21 protein-coding genes are annotated in these 18,501 nt (G+C 43.9%); 11 read left to right on the top strand and 10 right to left on the bottom strand.

Features of this window, described 5'->3' with window-relative positions:
* Positions 1-52: 52 nt before the first annotated feature.
* Positions 53-820, top strand: coding sequence for a MerR family transcriptional regulator (locus LNN34_RS09560; RefSeq protein ID WP_202656910.1), 768 nt, complete (start codon positions 53-55; stop codon positions 818-820).
* 183 nt (positions 821-1,003) lie between these two features.
* Here the strand turns inward: LNN34_RS09560 and LNN34_RS09555 are convergent, their stop codons facing one another.
* The 4 genes from LNN34_RS09555 to LNN34_RS09540 form a co-directional block, all read right to left on the bottom strand.
* Positions 1,004-1,198 carry a DUF4177 domain-containing protein gene (locus LNN34_RS09555; protein WP_024121010.1) on the bottom strand — a complete coding sequence of 65 codons (195 nt, stop codon included), beginning with the start codon at positions 1,196-1,198 and terminating at the stop codon, positions 1,004-1,006.
* Positions 1,199-1,525: 327 nt separating this feature from the next.
* Positions 1,526-1,834, bottom strand: coding sequence for a YjdJ family protein (locus tag LNN34_RS09550; RefSeq protein ID WP_215510636.1), 309 nt, complete (start codon positions 1,832-1,834; stop codon positions 1,526-1,528).
* Positions 1,835-2,296: 462 nt separating this feature from the next.
* Positions 2,297-3,286, bottom strand: coding sequence for a heme o synthase (gene cyoE / locus LNN34_RS09545; protein WP_229043156.1), 990 nt, complete (start codon positions 3,284-3,286; stop codon positions 2,297-2,299).
* Between the two features lie 125 nt (positions 3,287-3,411).
* Positions 3,412-3,648, bottom strand: coding sequence for a hypothetical protein (locus LNN34_RS09540; protein WP_024121014.1), 237 nt, complete (start codon positions 3,646-3,648; stop codon positions 3,412-3,414).
* 276 nt (positions 3,649-3,924) lie between these two features.
* Here LNN34_RS09540 and LNN34_RS09535 point away from each other — a divergent pair, with 276 nt between their 5' ends.
* Positions 3,925-5,325 (top strand): polysaccharide deacetylase family protein, encoded by a 1,401-nt coding sequence (locus tag LNN34_RS09535; protein ID WP_229043155.1) that lies wholly within the window; start codon positions 3,925-3,927, stop codon positions 5,323-5,325.
* Positions 5,326-5,375: 50 nt separating this feature from the next.
* Here the strand turns inward: LNN34_RS09535 and LNN34_RS09530 are convergent, their stop codons facing one another.
* Positions 5,376-5,849, bottom strand: a complete 474-nt coding sequence (locus tag LNN34_RS09530) for a YjfA family protein (RefSeq protein WP_044156310.1) — start codon at positions 5,847-5,849, stop codon at positions 5,376-5,378.
* Positions 5,850-5,976: 127 nt separating this feature from the next.
* Positions 5,977-6,144, bottom strand: coding sequence for a YjfB family protein (locus LNN34_RS09525; RefSeq protein ID WP_010333849.1), 168 nt, complete (start codon positions 6,142-6,144; stop codon positions 5,977-5,979).
* 125 nt (positions 6,145-6,269) lie between these two features.
* On the opposite strand from LNN34_RS09525, the gene LNN34_RS09520 reads away from it, so the two are divergent.
* A complete protein-coding gene (locus LNN34_RS09520; protein WP_215510633.1) occupies positions 6,270-7,169 on the top strand; it encodes a DUF2268 domain-containing protein in 900 nt (299 codons plus the stop codon).
* Positions 7,170-7,183: 14 nt separating this feature from the next.
* Here LNN34_RS09520 and LNN34_RS09515 read toward each other — a convergent pair whose 3' ends face one another.
* Together LNN34_RS09515 and LNN34_RS09510 are read right to left on the bottom strand one after the other, a co-directional pair.
* Positions 7,184-7,576: a DUF2809 domain-containing protein gene (locus LNN34_RS09515; protein WP_059336141.1), complete on the bottom strand. Its 393-nt coding sequence runs from the start codon at positions 7,574-7,576 to the stop codon at positions 7,184-7,186.
* A 101-nt stretch (positions 7,577-7,677) separates the two neighbouring features.
* Positions 7,678-8,244 (bottom strand): YjgB family protein, encoded by a 567-nt coding sequence (locus LNN34_RS09510; protein WP_215510632.1) that lies wholly within the window; start codon positions 8,242-8,244, stop codon positions 7,678-7,680.
* Between the two features lie 146 nt (positions 8,245-8,390).
* Between LNN34_RS09510 and fdhF the strand changes: the two genes are divergently transcribed.
* The 4 genes from fdhF to LNN34_RS09490 all read left to right on the top strand — a co-directional run bounded on the left by fdhF (position 8,391) and on the right by LNN34_RS09490 (position 13,488).
* The gene (fdhF, locus tag LNN34_RS09505; RefSeq protein ID WP_099042821.1) at positions 8,391-11,348 is read left to right on the top strand and encodes a formate dehydrogenase subunit alpha; all 2,958 of its coding nucleotides are present in this window, start codon (positions 8,391-8,393) and stop codon (positions 11,346-11,348) included.
* Positions 11,341-11,901, top strand: a complete 561-nt coding sequence (locus LNN34_RS09500) for a DUF1641 domain-containing protein (protein WP_059292983.1) — start codon at positions 11,341-11,343, stop codon at positions 11,899-11,901. Before fdhF ends, LNN34_RS09500 begins: the two co-directional genes overlap by 8 nt.
* Before the next feature lie 289 nt (positions 11,902-12,190).
* Positions 12,191-12,778 carry a DUF4352 domain-containing protein gene (locus tag LNN34_RS09495; protein ID WP_044156301.1) on the top strand — a complete coding sequence of 196 codons (588 nt, stop codon included), beginning with the start codon at positions 12,191-12,193 and terminating at the stop codon, positions 12,776-12,778.
* A gap of 92 nt (positions 12,779-12,870) precedes the next feature.
* Positions 12,871-13,488 carry an NUDIX hydrolase gene (locus LNN34_RS09490; RefSeq protein ID WP_229043154.1) on the top strand — a complete coding sequence of 206 codons (618 nt, stop codon included), beginning with the start codon at positions 12,871-12,873 and terminating at the stop codon, positions 13,486-13,488.
* Between the two features lie 31 nt (positions 13,489-13,519).
* Here LNN34_RS09490 and LNN34_RS09485 read toward each other — a convergent pair whose 3' ends face one another.
* On the bottom strand, positions 13,520-13,798 hold the full coding sequence (locus tag LNN34_RS09485; RefSeq protein WP_024121023.1) for a hypothetical protein: 279 nt from the start codon (positions 13,796-13,798) through the stop codon (positions 13,520-13,522).
* A 389-nt stretch (positions 13,799-14,187) separates the two neighbouring features.
* Between LNN34_RS09485 and LNN34_RS09480 the strand changes: the two genes are divergently transcribed.
* From LNN34_RS09480 to LNN34_RS09470, 3 genes are all read left to right on the top strand, one after another.
* On the top strand, positions 14,188-15,378 hold the full coding sequence (locus tag LNN34_RS09480) for a cytochrome P450 (RefSeq protein ID WP_229043153.1): 1,191 nt from the start codon (positions 14,188-14,190) through the stop codon (positions 15,376-15,378).
* A 23-nt stretch (positions 15,379-15,401) separates the two neighbouring features.
* A complete protein-coding gene (locus LNN34_RS09475; RefSeq protein WP_059292980.1) occupies positions 15,402-16,580 on the top strand; it encodes a macrolide family glycosyltransferase in 1,179 nt (392 codons plus the stop codon).
* A gap of 63 nt (positions 16,581-16,643) precedes the next feature.
* Positions 16,644-17,183 (top strand): AAA family ATPase, encoded by a 540-nt coding sequence (locus tag LNN34_RS09470; protein WP_059336135.1) that lies wholly within the window; start codon positions 16,644-16,646, stop codon positions 17,181-17,183.
* A 66-nt stretch (positions 17,184-17,249) separates the two neighbouring features.
* Here LNN34_RS09470 and LNN34_RS09465 read toward each other — a convergent pair whose 3' ends face one another.
* A complete protein-coding gene (locus tag LNN34_RS09465; RefSeq protein WP_010333860.1) occupies positions 17,250-17,435 on the bottom strand; it encodes a hypothetical protein in 186 nt (61 codons plus the stop codon).
* Between the two features lie 177 nt (positions 17,436-17,612).
* Here LNN34_RS09465 and LNN34_RS09460 point away from each other — a divergent pair, with 177 nt between their 5' ends.
* The gene (locus tag LNN34_RS09460; protein WP_229043152.1) at positions 17,613-18,431 is read left to right on the top strand and encodes a uroporphyrinogen-III synthase; all 819 of its coding nucleotides are present in this window, start codon (positions 17,613-17,615) and stop codon (positions 18,429-18,431) included.
* Positions 18,432-18,501 lie beyond the last annotated feature (70 nt).

Raw genomic sequence — 18,501 nt, 5'->3', positions numbered from 1 at the left:
GACATTCACGTTACGTCAAAGTGTACGGTTAATGTATAAGGAGGGAGAAGAAATGGAATATACCGTTCAGAAGTTAGCCAAATTAGCGGGAGTCAGCACAAGAACGCTTAGGTATTATGATGAGATTAACCTTTTAAAGCCAGCACGGATTAATTCATCAGGATACCGAATTTATGGGGAAAAAGAAATCAACGAATTACAGCACATTTTATTTTATCGAGAGTTAGGTTTCCAATTAGAGGAGATAAAAAAATTAATCTTTTCCCCATCTTTTAATCGTCATAAAGCATTAAAGAATCATCATGCAGAGCTTCTAGAAGAAAGAGCCCGGATTGATAGCCTTATACAAAATGTAGAAAAAACAATTCATGCAGAGGAGAGAAACGAAAAGATGAGAGATGAAGAGAAATTTATAGGATTTAAAAAAGAGCTTGTGGAAGAAAATGAGCGGAAATACGGAGCGGAAATACGCCAAAAGTATGGAGAAGAAGCGGTGGAAGAAACTAACCAAAAAGTGTTGAATATGACAAAGGAGCAATATGAAGAGCTGACCGCTACAGAAAAAGAAATGTTTGAAAAACTTAAAAAAGCATTTGAAGAAGGAGATCCAAAAAGTGAAGATGCCTTGAAAGCGGCGGAATTACACAAAAAATGGCTTCTTTATCATTGGAGCGACTACAGCAAAGAAGCTCATGCAGGTCTAGGGGAGATGTATGTATCAGATGAGCGCTTTAAGCGATATTACGATCAACATGGTGAGGGATTAGCTGAATTTCTAAGACAGGTGATCTATGCGTATACTGGGAAAGTTAATGATTAAGCATTGAACTGATGCATGGACTTTATCGAGCGAAAACGAAAGCGAAGTTTGAAGCACGATTGAAAAAACTAGAGTATTTCTTTGTCATGAAGGGTCAAAAAAGCTTACTCATTGTAAGCTTTTTATGATTTGTCATTTATAAATATAAGTTACTCAATGGTAAGAATGCTTTAGCCATAAAGACTAAGCATCTTCCACATCTCTTTCAAATATCATTTCAAAATAAGCAGCTGCTCCATACCCGTCTATACTAGGGGCGAAAATCTGAATAAACTTCCATCCTCTTTGAGCATAGTCACGAATGATTTGTTGGTAGTCTTCTTTGGGTCTTCTTCTCATGGTACTGAGTTCGACTCTAACGAATTCATACTCTTTCATCATGTGATACCTCCTGTGAGGTTATACGAAAGAGCGAGAGAAAAGTTCCGAAAGATGGAAAAACAAAAGGTGAAACCGAAAATAACCAATGAGGCAAGAACATTCAAGATCGGATCATATAAACGCAGGTCTGATTAACCATACAAATATAGAGAAGATGTAAATCGCGCACCTAATCATGGAATGCTTAGAAATCAAGTACGCGGAGCGAGCTGTGCCTTGCCATATCCTTTAGATGAACTGGCGATGAAAGAAAAAAGAGGGGGAGGATCATAACGGTGCTCCTTATATGGTATTTCAATGGGGCATGTGGAAATGACATATTCTTTATCGAGCCGTGTGGCAATTGCGAATCAGCAGAAAAAGTGATAATAACACATATAAAAACGAACAGATCATCACTATACTTATGACCGGATAGTGTTTCGCAGAGTATATGAAAAAGTCCAGCTGTGAAATTTGTTTGGGGCTGGTGATGGTGTCAATACCGTTAAGAAGCTTTGAAAATGTGGCTGTGTAATTCCAATCGAATTGATCTGAAACAAGCTCGCTTCCTTGATACCAATTGACAGCGGCTAAAAACAGAAAAGCCATGAATGAAAATCCAAGCTGAACAACTAAAACAATCCCTTTCATCGTACGCCTCCAAATCAATGAACATGAGAAAAGCAAATTATATATTACCATAATGTAGGCGGTTGGGCAATTTTTCTATATTTCCTGATATATTCATATCTTAGAATGGAGAGCCATTATGTATTTGGTTGGAAATTTAGTTCAGCCTGGGCCGGTACTTTTTTGCTCTTTCGGCTTTTGCCGCTCTCAGCTATGTGTTATTTTGGATATTGGTGATCATATCGAGAAAGTGATGGTGTCCATGAACAAAGAAATCCTAAAATACATACTCACTATTTTTTCAATATGTGCAGTCCTCCAGGAAACCGATGATATAAGTATTGCCCATAGCTGGATTTTGACTGAAATCGTCCGATTTTTGATTTGCGCGGCTGTGTTTATTATCCTGACATTTCTATTAGAGACTGTTTTTCCAAACAAAAAAGAGTCACATTAATGTGTGGCTCTTTTTGCATAAAATTATCAGATTAATAACATCATTACAAATGAATCAATCATCATGACAAAAAACAGCAAGCAAAAATAAATGAGTGAGTAGACAAACATATCCTTTGCCCACTTTACGTCATCGTCTGTTTTGAATCCTTGCATGCTTTTTTTGATCCATATACCTCCGAGAACCAAGGCAGTAAAAAAATAAAATGGGCTTATATGGCCGGTGCCGAGAGAAAAAGGAAATAATAGCGTAATCGGCACCAGGACTGCAATATATTGAATCATTTTTACTTTCGTTACATGATTTCCTTTTACAACGGGCAAGAGCGGGACACCAGCCGCCTGATACTCCTCTTTGCGTCTTATCCCAATCGCCCAAAAATGCGGGGGCTGCCACAGAAACATAATGGCATATAACATGACGGCGGTTACACTGATTTCTCCTGTGACGGCACAATAACCCATCAGCGGCGGAGCAGCTCCCGGAAAGCTTCCGACAAACGTGCTCCATACTGAGGCCCGTTTCACCCATACTGTATAGATGATGGCATAAAAAATAAAGGCGGCCAGTCCGAGAATTGCAGTTAAAGGGTTGAGGGAATACAGCATGGCAAGACCTGCTATTCCTAAAACAGAGCCATACGTTAAGATCAAAGCCGGCGGCATTTTTCCTGTGACTGAGGCCCTGCTGCGGGTGCGCTCCATTTTTGCATCCATATGCCGATCAAAATAGTTGTTGTAGACAGTGCCGGAGGCCATGACGAACGCGGTTCCAAGCATTGCCGTTATCATTGTCATGAAAAAAGCGAGTCCTGTTAATGGTATTTCTGAGCTCACAAATGCGATCCAAAATCCGCCGAAGGCTGCTATCGAGTTTGATACGATAATGCCGGGTTTTGCAAGCTTTATAAAATCGTAAACGGATACCCGGTTCGAGGCTTTTATGTATTTTGTTTCAGAAATCGGAGCAGAAACTCTTGAATTCTCCAAAAATAGACGCCTCCCCCAAAACTGCATGCTTTAGTTATCGTACCAAGAGGCCAGCCAGATCACAATTATTTCCTGTATTTGTCATGATATTGTCAATTTTTATACAAAAAAAGGGGAGCTGGACTGCCCCCATTCTCGGTAAACACCGCCTGCTATCTGTTGTATCCTCCATATCCGCCGCCGTATCCGCCGCCGTATCCGTACCAAGGGTAGTAAGGAGGGCGCGGATAGTAGTAAGGCGGACGCGGATAAAACGGATAAAACGGTCTTGGGTAATAATAAGGCGGATAAAATGGCGGTCTAGGGCGCGGACGCGGGTAGTAATATGGCTGTCTTTCATCAAAAGGTGAAACTTGCTCAAATTGATCGTAATTAACAGGAAATTCCAAGAGGGTTACCTCCCTAGCATTTTTTATTCTGTTTACTTTATTCCTGATATGAGAAATGGGTGTATGTCCATCGACCAAATTGTTTTTTTTAATTGAGTAAATCCTCAGAAAGGGATTGACAAGAACTTCTAAATCTCCTATTATTACAAAAGTGAAATAAATGTTACTTTAATGTTACAAAAATATTTCTAATTGAGTACGAATAAGCATAAAGAACATCATCTGAATCTTTTGATGGGATATAAATCGAAGTGATTACGAAAGAAGGAGTTTGTGTTGTTGGCGAAAAGAATCAAATGGTTTCAAGTATTATTAGCAGTTGTTTGTGCGGCAGGGCTTATAGGCTTTTGCCATAATACATCAAAAAAAGAAACGGTCATGAATCAGGTAAAAACCGATTCTCAGTATGGAGATGTAGAGATCGCAACACTTGTGAATGACGGGAAAACATTCAATTACGCGGTCAACTACCCTGTTTTTAAAAATAAAAAAATGGACGCGGCATTAAAGAGTTTCGCAGAGAAAGAGGTTCGCCAATTTCAGAAGGAAACGAAAGATGCTGACCAGGAGCATACAAAAAAGCGCAATGAACTCAACATCGATTATGAAATTGTTCATTATGCCAAGCAGACAGCGGCAGTGGTCTTTAATGAATATAAATACATAGGCGGCGCGCATGGACAAAACGTAAAAAAAACATTTAACTTTGATTTTAGCAAGGAAGCCTTTCTTTCTATTGATGATATTTTCAAAAAGGACTCTGATTATTTACAAAAGCTTTCGCTGATCGCTTATCATGAGCTTAAAAAGAATAAGGACATTGCAGCGGACGACGAATTGTTAAAAGAAGGAACTGCACCGGCAAAAGAAAATTTCAGCCGTTTTGCCGTCAAGGAAGATTATATCGAGTTTTATTTTGATACATATCAAGTCGCTGCGGGCTATCTTGGAGAGCAGTCGATTGCGATTAAGAAACATCTTTTAAAAGATATATTGAAAGAACAATATATTGATAAAGCGAAAAACAAAAATAAAATCAAAGAACAAAAACCGAAGCACGAAGTCATTTCATTACCCAAAGAAGAAACAGTTGATCCGAATAAAAAAGTCATTGCGCTTACTTTCGACGACGGTCCGAATCCTGCGACAACAAATCAGATTCTGGACTCCTTGAAGAAATATGAAGGGCATGCAACGTTTTTTGTGCTGGGCAGCAGGGTTCAATATTATCCGGAAACGTTAAAAAGAATGCTGAAAGAAGGAAATGAAGTGGGGAACCACTCATGGAGCCACCCGCTTCTCACAAGGCTTTCAGTGAAAGAGGCTGTAAAGCAGATCAATGACACGCAGGACATGATTGAAAAAATAAGCGGGTATCGTCCGACGCTTGTGCGTCCTCCATATGGCGGCATTAATGATGAACTGCGCAGCAAGCTGAAAATGGATGTCGCGTTATGGGACATTGATCCGGAAGATTGGAAAGACCGAAATAAAAATACAATTGTCAACCGAGTCATGAGCCACGCGGCTGACGGAAAGACGATTTTAATTCATGATATTTACGGCACTTCTGCTGATGCGGCCGATGAGATTATCAAAAGACTGACCGATCAAGGCTATCAATTGGTGACGGTCACTCAGCTGGAAGAGGTAAAAAAACAAAGGGAAGCTAAATAAATGTGGAAAGGCTGTCGCGGGAAATGCCCGTTGGACAGCCTTTTTTCTTTTTAATAAGAGCCTGTGGTTGCCCATACATTCAGGTTGGGGCCTGAATATTTACCGAAAGCGTAGGAGGTTCTCGGGTCTAAGTCATAGACCATAGGCGTATAACAAGATTTTTGGCCTGCCACCGCTTTGCCATTGCCGCCTGCAGAGTCACAGTTATATCTCTTTTTATCTGTGTTCCGGGTTATTTCCGCATTTGCTTCATAGCCTGTTGTCAAGGTGTTGTTCATCGTTATTTTTGCCCATGCCGTTTTGCATGTACTGCTGAACTTGAGCTCGACGACTCCGATGACTTGATTGTTTGCGTTCACTAAGTTAGAAGATTTTTTTGTGGCGGCGCTGGACGCACAATCATTGTAATAAGGGCTTTTTCCATCGTAGGCATGCGTTTCCGCATGAGCGGGTGCTCCCTTGATGGCAAAAATAAATACGAATGCGAACAACACCAAAGACACCTTTTTAACGATTCTTTTCATTTCTTCCTGACCTCCTTAAAATGACAAACAATAAATCATACGGAGGAAAGGCCAAAACATGCATGCTTTTTTTGGAAAAATAAAGGCGGCCGGAAGGATGGAGTACTTGGCCGCCTGGGGTGTGAAGCTAAGCTTTCAGGTCAATTTTTTGTCCGAGCGTCGGATGCTGAATCAGCTTAAGGGTTTGATCAGCATTTTGCTGGGCAGTGTCCAGCATCTTTTTCGTTAAAGCGATATCAACATTTTGGGCCAGATTTGCTTGATGCATGGCAACTGATAATGCAGGAATATCCATTGCTACACCTCCTATGCCTTACCTATCGGCGGGCGGCTTTGATTTTATAGGGCAGAAAGGCTTAATTTTTTCTGTTGACCCTTACGCTGCGGCATACCGTATATTTTTTGTAAGGAGGGATTAGGATGAATATCGTAATAGAACAGACCTTTCAGCAATATGAAAAGCTGTTTTCGATGGAAGAACACGAAAGAGCGGACGAATTTCGGTATACGATGATGGGACCGTTTGAAAAAATGTGGAGCGCCATACAGGTTCCCCTAAAAGCGAAGACACCGAATGGATATGATGTAATCATGGCTGTAAAGATGCTTGGTTATTTGGATGTGTGTAATGCTGAAATCGGACAGAAAGCATTGAGAAAACTGCAGCAGTTGCATATTGCGGAGACTGCTGAATCTGCGCTGCAGCAGTGTATACATTTTGCCGAGCGTGAAAAGCTGCGAGTAAATGCGGAAGAAATGAGGTTCGGGCTTTACATTGCTGATCCAAGCAAGCTGAAGCTGCAAAAAGGGTATTGCGGGTTTGGGGGAATTCCAGGCTTTATTCACGTTTGGATGTATCCGAACAGCTATAACCTTCTTAGGATTTCATCGATTATTGCCCATGAATTTCACCATAATCTGCGGTTTTCGTATTTTGATTTTCACCGAGGTTCTGTGTCAGTCGGGGATTATCTTGTCATTGAAGGGCTGGCTGAGTCATTTGCGCGGGAGCTCTTTGGCGAAGAACAATTAGGCCCTTGGGTTACTCGCTTTGATCGGGACGATTTGCAATATTCCATTGAAGTCATAAAAGAGGTGATTGATGTAAAAGGCTTTTCGGAGGTGAGCCGTTACATGTTTGGAGATCAAATAGCGAAAGCGCAAGGCTTCGAGCCGGCGGGATTATCTGCTTTTGCCGGATATGCAGTTGGATATCACGCTGTTCAGTCTTTTATGAATAAACACCGGGTCGATATAAAGGAGGCCACACTCTTGGATACAGAGACGATTCTGTCTCAGTGCGGGCTGTTCTCGACATAAGAAAAAGCGTCACGTCAGCGGCGCTTTTTAATGTTTTGATGGATCAGCTCTATGAGTGTGCAGGTGACAATTCCCATCGTATAAGCTATGATATCGCTCCATAAAAATCCGTACCCCAGCACGAGGCCGCCGAGCGAAGTGTCCCTGATCCGGTCGATCCACTCAGCATGGTACAGCTGGCTGCATTCGATAATAACGCAAAATGAAAGGCTGATAATGCCTGTTGTGATGGTTTTCATCGTATGAAACAGAAAGCCGCAGCCCGTAAAAATCATTGCGGCCCACAGTGCATCTCCGAGATAGGCATTGACGATATCCGGGAGAAAACTGGAGAATGCTCTTGACCCCAGTCCCAACCCGATGATGAGGATTGTAAAGGCCGCATATATGAACCGGTTCCTTCTCATGAATGATTGATACCTCTTCCCGCATTTTCCCTCCCATGTATTGTAAGGAATCCATCCTCACTTTGTCCATAAAAAAAGCGGCTGAACAGCCGCAGGTACTTTTATCTTGCTCTTAGATTGACATGGTTGGCTGTCTGGTCTTTTCCAATGACGAAATGGAGCTCATAACGGCCTGTATCATAGATATAGTCGATTTCATCCGTGAATGGGACGGTTAAAATTCGGTCGGCGGGGCCAATTTGATCGCTCAGCACATCCGGTGTAACCCCTCCAAGATTCAGACGGCGTTCTACTCCGGTTCCAAAGTAACGGATTTCTGAAATGGTCATGTCTTTGTTATAGGAAAAGCCGTAGCCGGGATTTCCCATATTCCAGCTGTATAGATCAAACATATTGTTTCCTCCAGCCGGTCTTTCCGGTTCTCCCATCTTGGCATGGACATCCCCTTTTGTGCTTTTGTTAATCGTAAGACCTTGTACCTGCTGCGGCATTTCACCTGTAAAAGCGGTGTTATAAAGATTTTTTACAAGCTTAGCGGATGATGAGGTTGTTTCTTCAGCAGGCGGATTTGTCTGAGCGGCAGCTTTTTCCGGAATTGCCGTCCCAAAGCCAAAAACAGTGCCTGACAGTGCTGCCGCTGCTGTTAATGCGGAAATGGTTTTCTTCATGGTTATCCCTCCCTTTATGTCTATCATGACGTTTCCCGGTGTTCGTGCATTAAAACATTTGTATGCGCTCTGTATGTTTTAATCAGCACTTGTAAGGGAACTGAAATGGGTAATTCGGTATATAAACGCAAGAAAGGGGAATGGAGATGGCGGACACAAAAAAAGTAACAATCAACGGCGTTGAGATGGAGACAGCCGGAGACCAGACGGTGCTGCAGCTTTTGAATAACAGTTCAATCGAAGTGCCGCAAGTATGCTATCATCCGAGCCTTGGGCCGATAGAAACATGTGATACGTGTATCGTCAGCATCAATGGTGAGCTGAAGAGATCGTGCTCAGCTGAAATAAAGGATGGCGATGTCATTGATACGCTTGCGTCTGACGTGAAAAAGGCACAGGTCATCGGGATGGACAAGATTTTATATAATCATGAGCTTTATTGTACAGTTTGCGATTACAACAATGGGGGATGCGAAATACATAATACGGTGAAGGAAATGAAAATCAATCACCAAAGCATTCCGTTTGATCACAAGCCATACCATAAGGATGAATCCCATCCGTTTTATCGTTATGATCCAGATCAATGTATTTTGTGCGGACGCTGTGTTGAGGCATGCCAGGACGTTCAGGTAACTGAAACGCTGACCATTGACTGGGAGCGGAAACGCCCGCGCGTCATTTGGGATAATGACGTGCCGATTAACGAGTCGTCATGTGTGTCGTGCGGCCATTGCTCAACCGTATGTCCATGCAACGCGATGATGGAAAAAGGAATGGAAGGGGAAGCCGGATATTTAACAGGCATCAATAACGAATCACTGCGCCCGATGATCGAGATCACGAAAGGCGTAGAGACAGGATACGGCTCGATTCTCGCCATTTCTGACATGGAATCTGCCATGCGTGATGAACGAATCAAAAAAACAAAAACCGTCTGCACCTATTGCGGTGTCGGCTGCAGTTTTGATGTTTGGACTAAGGGGAGAGATATTCTGAAAGTGGAGCCTCAGGAGGAGGCGCCTGCCAATGGCATTTCCACTTGTGTAAAAGGCAAGTTCGGCTGGGATTTTGTAAACAGCGAGGAGCGTCTGACAAAACCGCTCATCCGCGAAGGCGACCATTTCCGGGAAGCAGAGTGGGAGGAAGCCTTAACACTGATCGCAAGCAAGTTCACTGAATTGAAAGAAGAATGTGGCCCTGACTCACTTGCTTTTATCACGTCGTCTAAATGTACGAATGAAGAATCCTACCTGATGCAAAAGCTGGCCAGAGGGGTTATCGGCACAAATAATGTGGATAACTGCTCGCGCTATTGCCAGTCTCCGGCTACTGCCGGCCTGTTCCGAACAGTCGGATACGGCGGTGACTCAGGATCGATTACAGATATCGCCCAGGCAGATCTTGTTTTAATTATCGGTTCGAACACATCAGAGTCGCATCCGGTATTGTCTACCCGCATTAAACGGGCTCACAAGCTGAGAGGGCAGAAGGTTATCGTGGCTGATATCAGAAAACATGAAATGGCTGAGCGTTCTGATCTATTTGTTCAGCCGCGTGCCGGATCAGATATCGTCTGGCTGAATGCCATCGCCAAATATCTGATTGAAAACGGCAAGGCCGATGAACGCTTTTTGCAGGAAAGGGTCAACGGCAGGGATAAATACGTGAAAAGCCTGGCGCCGTACACACTTGAATATGCAGAGGAGAAAACCGGAATTGATAAACAAACCCTGATTCAGATGGCTGAAATGATTCATGAGGCTGACAGTGTGTGCGCGTTGTGGGCCATGGGCGTGACACAGCACATTGGAGGCAGCGATACAAGCACTGCGATTTCAAATTTGCTGCTTGTCACAGGAAACTACGGAAAACCGGGTGCGGGTTCTTATCCATTACGCGGCCATAACAACGTGCAGGGAGCAAGTGACTTCGGAAGCATGCCAGACAGCCTGCCGGGCTATGAAAAAGTGAAGGATGAACAAGTCCGCAAGAAATACGAACAAGCCTGGGGTGTACAGCTGCCGAAGGAGCCGGGCATGACCAACCATGAAATGATTGAAAAAATCCATTCCGGCCAGCTGAAAGCGATGTATGTAAAAGGGGAAGAAATGGGCCTTGTCGATTCTAATATCAATCATGTACACGCCGCATATGAAAAACTTGATTTCTTTGTTGTGCAGGACATTTTCCTATCTCGGACGGCAGAATTTGCAGATGTTGTTCTTCCTGCGAGCCCGAGCCTTGAAAAAGAAGGAACCTTTACAAACACTGAACGCCGTATTCAGCGTTTATACCAGGTATTTGAACCTATGGGTGAATCAAAGCCGGACTGGCAGATTATTATGGAGGTAGCGAATAAGCTTGGGGCCAATTGGAATTATGAGCATCCTTCCGACATTATGGAAGAAGCTGCAATGCTGTCACCAATTTATGCAGGAGTAACTTATGAACGTCTTGAGGGCTACAACTCCCTGCAATGGCCTGTAAGTGCTGATGGGAAGGATTCACCTTTACTCTTTACAGAACGCTTTCCTTTTCCGGACGGCAAAGCGATTCTTTATCCGGTTCAATGGACTGAGCCTGAGGAGTTCGGTGAGGAATATGACATCCATGTAAATAACGGCAGACTCTTGGAGCACTTCCATGAAGGAAACCTGACGTATAAATCAAAAGGTATTTCTGAAAAAACGCCGCATGTATTCTTAGAAATTTCTCCAGAGCTTGCGGCAGAACGGGGGATCCAGGACGGGACCCTTGTCAGACTCACGTCGCCTTTTGGAAATGTGAAGGTGAAATGCCTGATCACTGATCGTGTCAAAGGGAAGGAAGTGTATCTGCCAATGAACGATTCTGGGGAAGCGGCGATCAACCTGTTAACAGGCAGCCACGCAGACAAGGATACCGACACGCCTGCGTACAAAGAAACATCAGCGAAGATGGAAATCTTGAAGCAGGATGGAATCAATCCGCTGCCTAAAATCAATCACCGCAACGGAAATCCGCAGCCGCAAATCGGTGTGCAGGTTCATAAAAAATGGGCGCGGAAGGATTACATCTTCCCTGGCGATGCTGTGAAAAGGGGGATTGGGCACAATGGCTAAAGCGATTAAACGCATTCAGAAAGTACAGGTGACCGAAGAAGATCAGCGCAAACGTGATTTGGAAGAAATCGAAGATGCCTTAGTCGACAACAAAGAAGCCATTCTGGAGACGCTGCAAATGCTTGGGCACATGAACGATCGGGGCGTACTGCCTTTGCTCCGCGGCCTTTTTGGCCAAGGTGATAAAGTCCTTGACATCCTAGTGAAAAAGGCAGATACAGAGGAAACGGCCAATATGCTTAAAAACCTGCTTCTCCTGTTTGGAACACTCGGCATGCTGGATGTCAAACAGCTGGAGCCGCTCATACTGAAAGTGAATGCAGGTGTGGCGAACGCGGTAGAACAGAAGAACAGCGAAGAGAAAACAGGTTATTTTGATATCATCCGTTCGCTTAAAGACCCGGAAATCAACAAAGCGGTTACGCTGCTGTTCTCCTTTTTAAAAGGAATGGGACAAGATACAAAGGAGCTGGAACGCACAACTCAGCCTCCGGAACATCAAAAACATCATCAGGAACCCCGAGAGAAAAGGGGAATGGATAAGCGAGATTGACACCCGCCCGAGCCGGCTAATGCCAGCTCGGGTTTTTTGTGAGATGAGTCTTGGGAACTAGGATAAAATATCTAAAATAGAAACAAGACAAAGAAGCTTTTGTTTTGGAAGAGGATAAGCCATCATCGGCCTGTCCAGTATTTTTTCCAGTAAAGGATAAATATCTATGTCATTGGCTGACCTATACTATGAATGAATATGATAGAGTAATTTGTTACTTTGTTCCCTGTTAAGAAAAGGAAAAGCGTGATTATAATAGAAAACGATTACTTTAGATGGAGGAACAGCAATGAAAAAAGCATTATTCATTTTGTTTGTGCTAACGATTGGATTTGCGCTTTCTGCGTGCAGCCAGTCCAGTGATGCGTCAGCTGAGCAAAAGACAGAAAAGAAAGAAGTAACAGCAACGGAAAAGAAAACAGAGGAAAAAGAAACCAAAACGGATGAAAAGGTGCATAAAGTAGGCGAAACTTTTAAAGCTTCCAGCACAAATTTCTCGGTCAATAAAGTATATACGACGGCAGAACAAGGCGAGTATAAGACAAAAATTGGAGAGAAAGAAAAAACAATAAATAATAATGAAGAATTTTTAATAGCTGAGGTAACGATCGAAAATACAAGCGACAAGTCTTTCAATTATACGAGTGGCGGTTTTGAATTGAAAGATGGCAAAGATCAATCAATCAGAGCAAACATAGTATCTACTGCTGACCTGAAAACAAGCCTTAAATCAGGAAAGTTAGCCTCGGGTAAAAAGGTAACAGGCACAGTCAGTTTCGTGATTCCAAAAGGAGAAAAAAACCTTAATTTGTCATATAGTCCATCGTTTTTAAATTTTGAAACAGAGGATATTACATATTTCGTAAAACTGAATTAAGGTATCTTTTGAGCATGTCACCGGAAAATCGGAGCATGCTTTTTTAATTTAAAAGAGATTGATAGTATAAAATAGTAGTGAGGTGATCAATTATGCAAACCAAATGGCTGGAACGGGCACAGCGAATTCAGGCGATCGCACAGGCGGGGCTTGCTTTTTCCAAGGATGTGTATGACAGGGAAAGGTACGAAGAACTGATGGAACTGAGCTTGGAGATGATGGCAGATTATTCACAAACCGATATCGAAGCCATTACAGATTTATGGAAAGGCGAGAAAGGCTATCCGACACCGAAGGCGGATGTTCGCGGCGCGGTATTTCGAGAGAATCGCATATTGCTCGTTCGGGAGAAGCATGACGAGCTGTGGTCACTCCCAGGCGGGTTTTGTGAAATTGGTTTATCGCCCGCTGAAAATGTGATCAAGGAAATCAAAGAAGAGTCGGGTTACGATACAGTGTCTTCCCGATTACTGGCCGTGCTGGACAGCCATAAGCATCCTCATCCTCCTCAGCCTTATCATTACTATAAGATCTTCATTGAATGCAGCATAACGGGCGGGCAGCAGAAAACCGGGATTGAGACGAACCATGCCGCTTTTTTTCCGGAAGACAGGCTCCCTCCGCTTTCTCCAAAACGAAACACACAGTCACAGCTCAGCATGCTTTTTGACTTTCAGCGTCATCCGGATAAAAAAACTGTATTGGATTAAACAAAAAAGAGCCGAGGGCTCTTTTTTGTTTTTACAGGGCAATATGTTTTTCGCTGGCAAGCTTCAAAAGGGTTAGTACCGAATCGGCTTGTTTATGGCCGAGCTTTTGTTTTAGTTTGCTTTCTTCCACTAAACGGCTTCCATATATGTCGACAGAGGCTTTGTCGACGACAGTATGCCAGTTTTCCTGTTTTTTTCCCTCAACGAGCGGTTTTGAATGTCTCTCAGAAAAAGAGAACACAAACAATACAAATGCAAGTGAAAGTACGATGCCGACAACTAGTTTTTTACGGTTGATCTGTGCTGTCATTTGTTCTCTCCTTCACCATTTTACTTTCTATTTAATCATATCTTCAGCTTGCTTTACATAATGGAAAAGTCATCTTTTAGAGTAGTGCTTACGTTGCGGATGAGGGCGACGTGTGAGATTTTCATAAGCTATTGATTGCGTTTCTAAGATTGATGCGCATGCCTAAGGTCACGTTGTGAACCAAATCGGGGGTGCGTAATAGAAAAAAATTGAAAGATTATGGTAAGATGAACAACATTCGAGGGGGATTATATGATGCCTGCACCGGCATCTTGAAGACCTGCCTGCTGTTTCAGACGACAAAATGGATGTCCCTCTCTTTTTCGATAGCAGGAGGTGGTGAAGTTCGTCAATTGCTGAATCTTTTCTTTCATGGGGAGGGGAAAAGCATGAATGTGGTAAATCGGCGACAAGCTTTGCAGCGTGCACTGATGAACGGAAAAAATAAACAGGATGCTTATCATCCGTTTCCGTGGTACGAATCGATGAGAAAGGAAGCTCCTGTTACCTATGATGAAGACAATCAAGTATGGAGTGTTTTTCTTTATGATGATGTCAAAAAAGTGATTGGGGATAAAGAGCTTTTCTCCAGTTATATGCCAGAGCAGACAAGTTCTATCGGGAATTCGATCATTAATATGGACCCGCCAAGACACACGCAAATCCGTTCTGTTGTCAATAGAGCGTTTACACCGCGTGTCATGAAGCAGTGGGAACCAAGAATTCAAGACATCGCAGATGATCTGATACATCGTTTTCATGGACGAAGCGAGTTTGATTTGGTTCAGGATTTCTCATATCCGCTTCCTGTCATTGTGATATCTGAGCTTTTAGGCGTTCCTTCAGAGCATATGGATGCGTTTAAGACATGGTCTGATATTTTGGTGAGCACACCAAGAGATGGAAGTGAGGAAGCGGAGAAAGCCTTTCTGAAAGAGCGGAACAAGTGCGAGGAAGAGCTAGCCGCGTTTTTTGCCGGCATCATAGAAGAAAAACGGAAGAAACCGGAACAGGACATCATCTCCATTTTAATTAAAGCAGAAGAAACCGGCGAGAAGCTTTCCGGAGAAGAGCTGATTCCGTTTTGTACATTGCTGCTGGTGGCGGGAAACGAAACGACAACGAACTTAATTTCAAACGCGATGTACAGCATTTTAGACACGCCGGGCGCTTATGACGAATTGCAGCAGAATCCAGAGCTGGTGCCTCAGGCGGTGGAAGAAGCTCTGCGTTTCAGGGCGCCTGCACCTGTTTTGCGGCGAATTGCCAAACGGGATACAGAGATTAGTGGCCATCAGATAAAAGAAGGCGACATGGTGTTGGCGTTTGTGGCGTCAGCAAATCGTGATGAAGCGAAGTTTGACAGGGCGCACAAGTTTGATATTCACCGCCACCCCAATCCGCATATTGCGTTTGGCCACGGCATTCATTTTTGTCTTGGGGCTCCCCTTGCACGGCTTGAAGCAGCCATCGCGTTAACGTCATTGACTCAAACGTTTTCTCATATGGAGCCAGTCAGTATTACCCCGATTGAAAATAGCGTGATATACGGACTAAAGAGTTTTCGCGTCAACATATAATATGAAAATTGGAGGCTGAAATGATGAGACAGCATCATATCTCAATTATTAATATCCCGGCATACGGACATGTGAATCCAACTCTTGCGTTAGTGGAGAAGCTTTGTGAAAAAGGGTATCGTGTCACTTATGCGACGACTGAGGAATTCGCGCCTGCGGTAAAGCAAGCCGGGGCAAGCCCGCTTTTATATCAAACTACGATTAACGTGGAACCGGAACGCATTAGGGAAATGATAGAGAAAAATGAAACACCGATTAGCATTTTAAAAGAATCGTTCGAAATCTTGCCTCAGCTTGAAGATTTATATCAAAATGACCAGCCTGATCTTATCGTTTATGATTTTATCGCATTTGCGGGAAAATTGTTTGCTGATAAGCTGAATGTGCCGGCCATCAGGCTTTGTTCTTCCTATGCGCAAAATGAATCCTTTCAGCTTGGAAGTGAAGAGATGCTCAAGCAACTCAAACAAGCGGAGGCCGATTTTCAGGTTTACCTTGAGAAAGAAAACTTACCGGCTGTCTCATTTGAACACTTAGCTATACCGGAAGCGTTAAATATTGTCTTTATGCCGCGGTCTTTTCAGATTAAAAACGAAACCTTTGATGAGCGATTCTGCTTTGTCGGTCCTTCACTTGGAAAACGAGGTGAACAAGAGAGCCTGCTGCCGGAAACAGGCAATCGTCCGCTCATGCTGATTTCATTGGGAACCGCTTTTAACGCATGGCCAGAATTTTATCGCATGTGCATAGATGCATTTCGGAATTCCGACTGGCATGTTGTGATGTCAACAGGGATATCAATTGAACCTGACAGTCTAGGTGACATTCCTGACAACTTTACGGTTCGCCAGCGCGTTCCGCAGTTGGATATCTTAGCGAAAGCCGATCTGTTTGTTTCTCACGGGGGAATGAACAGTACGATGGAGGCAATGAATGCGGGGGTACCGCTTGTTGTGATTCCGCAAATGTATGAGCAGGAGCTCACTGCCCGGCGTGTTGATGAATTAGGCCTCGGCGTCTATTTGCCGAAAGAAGAGGTCAGCGTCTCCCGTTTGCAGAAGGCGGTTCAGGACGTATCCCGAGATAAAGAAATGCTCAACCGCGTAAAAGATATGCAGAAAGACGTAAAAGAAGCAGGCGGAGCGGAGAAGGCAGCCGCGGAAATTGAAGCCTTCATAAAAAAGTCTGTCGTTCCGCAATAACACATTTGCACCCGAAATCTGCTGAGATTTCGGTTTTTCTTCTTTTAAAAAGGATGGGATGCAATGAGTAAAGAAAACGCCGTCTATCTGATTACAGGGGTGATGGCAGCGGGGAAGTCGACAGTTGCCCAGCTTCTTTCTGAGCGTTTCGACAAGAGCGTTCATGTCAGGGGAGATGTATTTAGAAAAATGATCGTAAACGGCGAAATGCAAATGTCAGGCACTCTTTCAGCTGAGGCGCTGGAACAGTTGCGTCTTCGCTACCGGCTGGCTGCTAACGTATCGGATATGTATGCTGAAGCGGGGTTTCATACGGTGGTGCAGGATGTGATCATCGGACCTATGTTAGAAGAAATGGTGAAGTTGATCAGTTATCGTCCATTGTATGTGATCGTATTGGCACCACGAGTAGACATAATAGCCGCAAGGGAATCAGCACGCAAGAAAAAAGGATATGGGGATATCAGCATTGAATCTCTCGATGCCGTCTTGCAGTCAGAAACACCGCGTCTAGGCCTGTGGCTGGATTCGTCAGAGATGACGCCGGAAGAGACGGTGGGAATGATATACAAAGGGCTGGAGACTGCAGCGAAAATAAAATAATGAATCCCGCTTTCTCTAGCTTGTTCTCGGGTGCAGAGGCTAACCCCGCCCCGCGAACATCTTCTATTAAATATTCTTTTTCATCCCGCATCTCCGGCATTCTCTCAAAAACTTTCCGCCTTTTACGGAGCTTTTAAAAAGCGTATAGTCACAATTATCACAGCGTCCGCTATGAACGTCAGGATATTCGTTGAATTCATAAATAACCGATGTGTCATAGCCTTTTGTTTCGTATTCTTCTTTTGTTTCCATGATCGATCCTCCGTTAAAGCGTGTCTGTTGTTTATATTACAGCATGCAACCGGTGTATTCAACGGTAATGAGAGGCATTTGGTTCATCTTGATTTCTCCCTTGGTTTGCGACACAATAGCTTTATTAAAGGTTATATACATATAAAGCCTAAGCTGGCAAAGAGGAGAGGAACGGATATGGGTAAAGGTTTACATGGAAAACGCGTCGCGATTGGGGGTTCTCGGAAAACGGAAGAAATCAGCACAATCATTGAAAAACAGGGCGGAATTCCTGTCGTTCGGCCTCTCCAAGGAACGGTGTACTTGGCAGAGGAGCAGGTGGAGCCGGAGCTGCGCAAATTTGCGGAAGAAAAAGCCGACTGGGTGATCTTTACGACAGGCATCGGTACGGAGACGCTTGTGAAGATGGCAGAGAAAATCGGCGTAAAGGACGAGTTTCTGCTGGCGATTCGCCAGGCTAAAGCGGCGTGCCGAGGGTACAAAACATTGTCTGCGTTAAAAAAGCTTGGCATCACTGCAGAGGCTTCTGATGAAGATGGGACAACCAGCGGATTGATTCGGTCCTTGGAGCCTTACGACTTTTCAGGAAAAAAAGTAATGGTGCAGCTTCACGGAGAAAATGCACCTGCCCTCATAGCATTTTTGGAGGAAAAAGGAGCTTCAGTTTTGCCGATTCTCCCTTATCAGCATATCCCGCCAGAGGAGGAAACGGTGGAACAGTTATGCCGGGAACTGCTGAATGGTGAATTGGATGCCGTTTGTTTTACCACGGCCATTCAGGTTCGTTCTCTGTTTCATTTTGCCAAGGAGCGCGGCTTTATCAATGAAGTGAAGGCTGTATTCGAAGAGTGTGCCATCGCAGCGGCTGTCGGAAAAGTGACTGCTGAAGCGTTGCGGGAAGAAGGCATCACAAGGCTGCTTGCTCCGGAGATTGAGCGGATGGGCGCGATGATTATTGAACTTTCACGGAATTATGAAGAAATGGCTGGGGAATAACCAGCACAAAAGCCGCTTTTCTGTTGAGAAGCGGCTTTTTTTTGTAATCTGCAAATCCTCGAAATCGCTG

The organism is Bacillus sp. AF23 (assembly GCF_020861455.1).
Taxonomy (GTDB): Bacteria; Bacillota; Bacilli; order Bacillales; family Bacillaceae; genus Bacillus; species Bacillus halotolerans.
This window is presented reverse-complemented; position numbering and strand designations above follow the sequence as displayed.

Bases quoted from the DNA above. Each gene is read 5' to 3' on its own strand.
- LNN34_RS09560 (WP_202656910.1), top strand. From the start codon at position 53: ATGGAATATACCGTTCAGAAGTTAGCCAAATTAGCGGGAGTCAGCACA.
- LNN34_RS09555 (WP_024121010.1), bottom strand. From the start codon at position 1,198: ATGAAAGAGTATGAATTCGTTAGAGTCGAACTCAGTACCATGAGAAGA.
- LNN34_RS09550 (WP_215510636.1), bottom strand. From the start codon at position 1,834: ATGAAAGGGATTGTTTTAGTTGTTCAGCTTGGATTTTCATTCATGGCT.
- cyoE (WP_229043156.1), bottom strand. From the start codon at position 3,286: ATGCAGTTTTGGGGGAGGCGTCTATTTTTGGAGAATTCAAGAGTTTCT.
- LNN34_RS09530 (WP_044156310.1), bottom strand. From the start codon at position 5,849: ATGAAAAGAATCGTTAAAAAGGTGTCTTTGGTGTTGTTCGCATTCGTA.
- LNN34_RS09525 (WP_010333849.1), bottom strand. From the start codon at position 6,144: ATGGATATTCCTGCATTATCAGTTGCCATGCATCAAGCAAATCTGGCC.
- LNN34_RS09520 (WP_215510633.1), top strand. From the start codon at position 6,270: ATGAATATCGTAATAGAACAGACCTTTCAGCAATATGAAAAGCTGTTT.
- LNN34_RS09515 (WP_059336141.1), bottom strand. From the start codon at position 7,576: ATGAGAAGGAACCGGTTCATATATGCGGCCTTTACAATCCTCATCATC.
- LNN34_RS09510 (WP_215510632.1), bottom strand. From the start codon at position 8,244: ATGAAGAAAACCATTTCCGCATTAACAGCAGCGGCAGCACTGTCAGGC.
- fdhF (WP_099042821.1), top strand. From the start codon at position 8,391: ATGGCGGACACAAAAAAAGTAACAATCAACGGCGTTGAGATGGAGACA.
- LNN34_RS09500 (WP_059292983.1), top strand. From the start codon at position 11,341: ATGGCTAAAGCGATTAAACGCATTCAGAAAGTACAGGTGACCGAAGAA.
- LNN34_RS09495 (WP_044156301.1), top strand. From the start codon at position 12,191: ATGAAAAAAGCATTATTCATTTTGTTTGTGCTAACGATTGGATTTGCG.
- LNN34_RS09490 (WP_229043154.1), top strand. From the start codon at position 12,871: ATGCAAACCAAATGGCTGGAACGGGCACAGCGAATTCAGGCGATCGCA.
- LNN34_RS09485 (WP_024121023.1), bottom strand. From the start codon at position 13,798: ATGACAGCACAGATCAACCGTAAAAAACTAGTTGTCGGCATCGTACTT.
- LNN34_RS09480 (WP_229043153.1), top strand. From the start codon at position 14,188: ATGAATGTGGTAAATCGGCGACAAGCTTTGCAGCGTGCACTGATGAAC.
- LNN34_RS09475 (WP_059292980.1), top strand. From the start codon at position 15,402: ATGAGACAGCATCATATCTCAATTATTAATATCCCGGCATACGGACAT.
- LNN34_RS09470 (WP_059336135.1), top strand. From the start codon at position 16,644: ATGAGTAAAGAAAACGCCGTCTATCTGATTACAGGGGTGATGGCAGCG.
- LNN34_RS09465 (WP_010333860.1), bottom strand. From the start codon at position 17,435: ATGGAAACAAAAGAAGAATACGAAACAAAAGGCTATGACACATCGGTT.
- LNN34_RS09460 (WP_229043152.1), top strand. From the start codon at position 17,613: ATGGGTAAAGGTTTACATGGAAAACGCGTCGCGATTGGGGGTTCTCGG.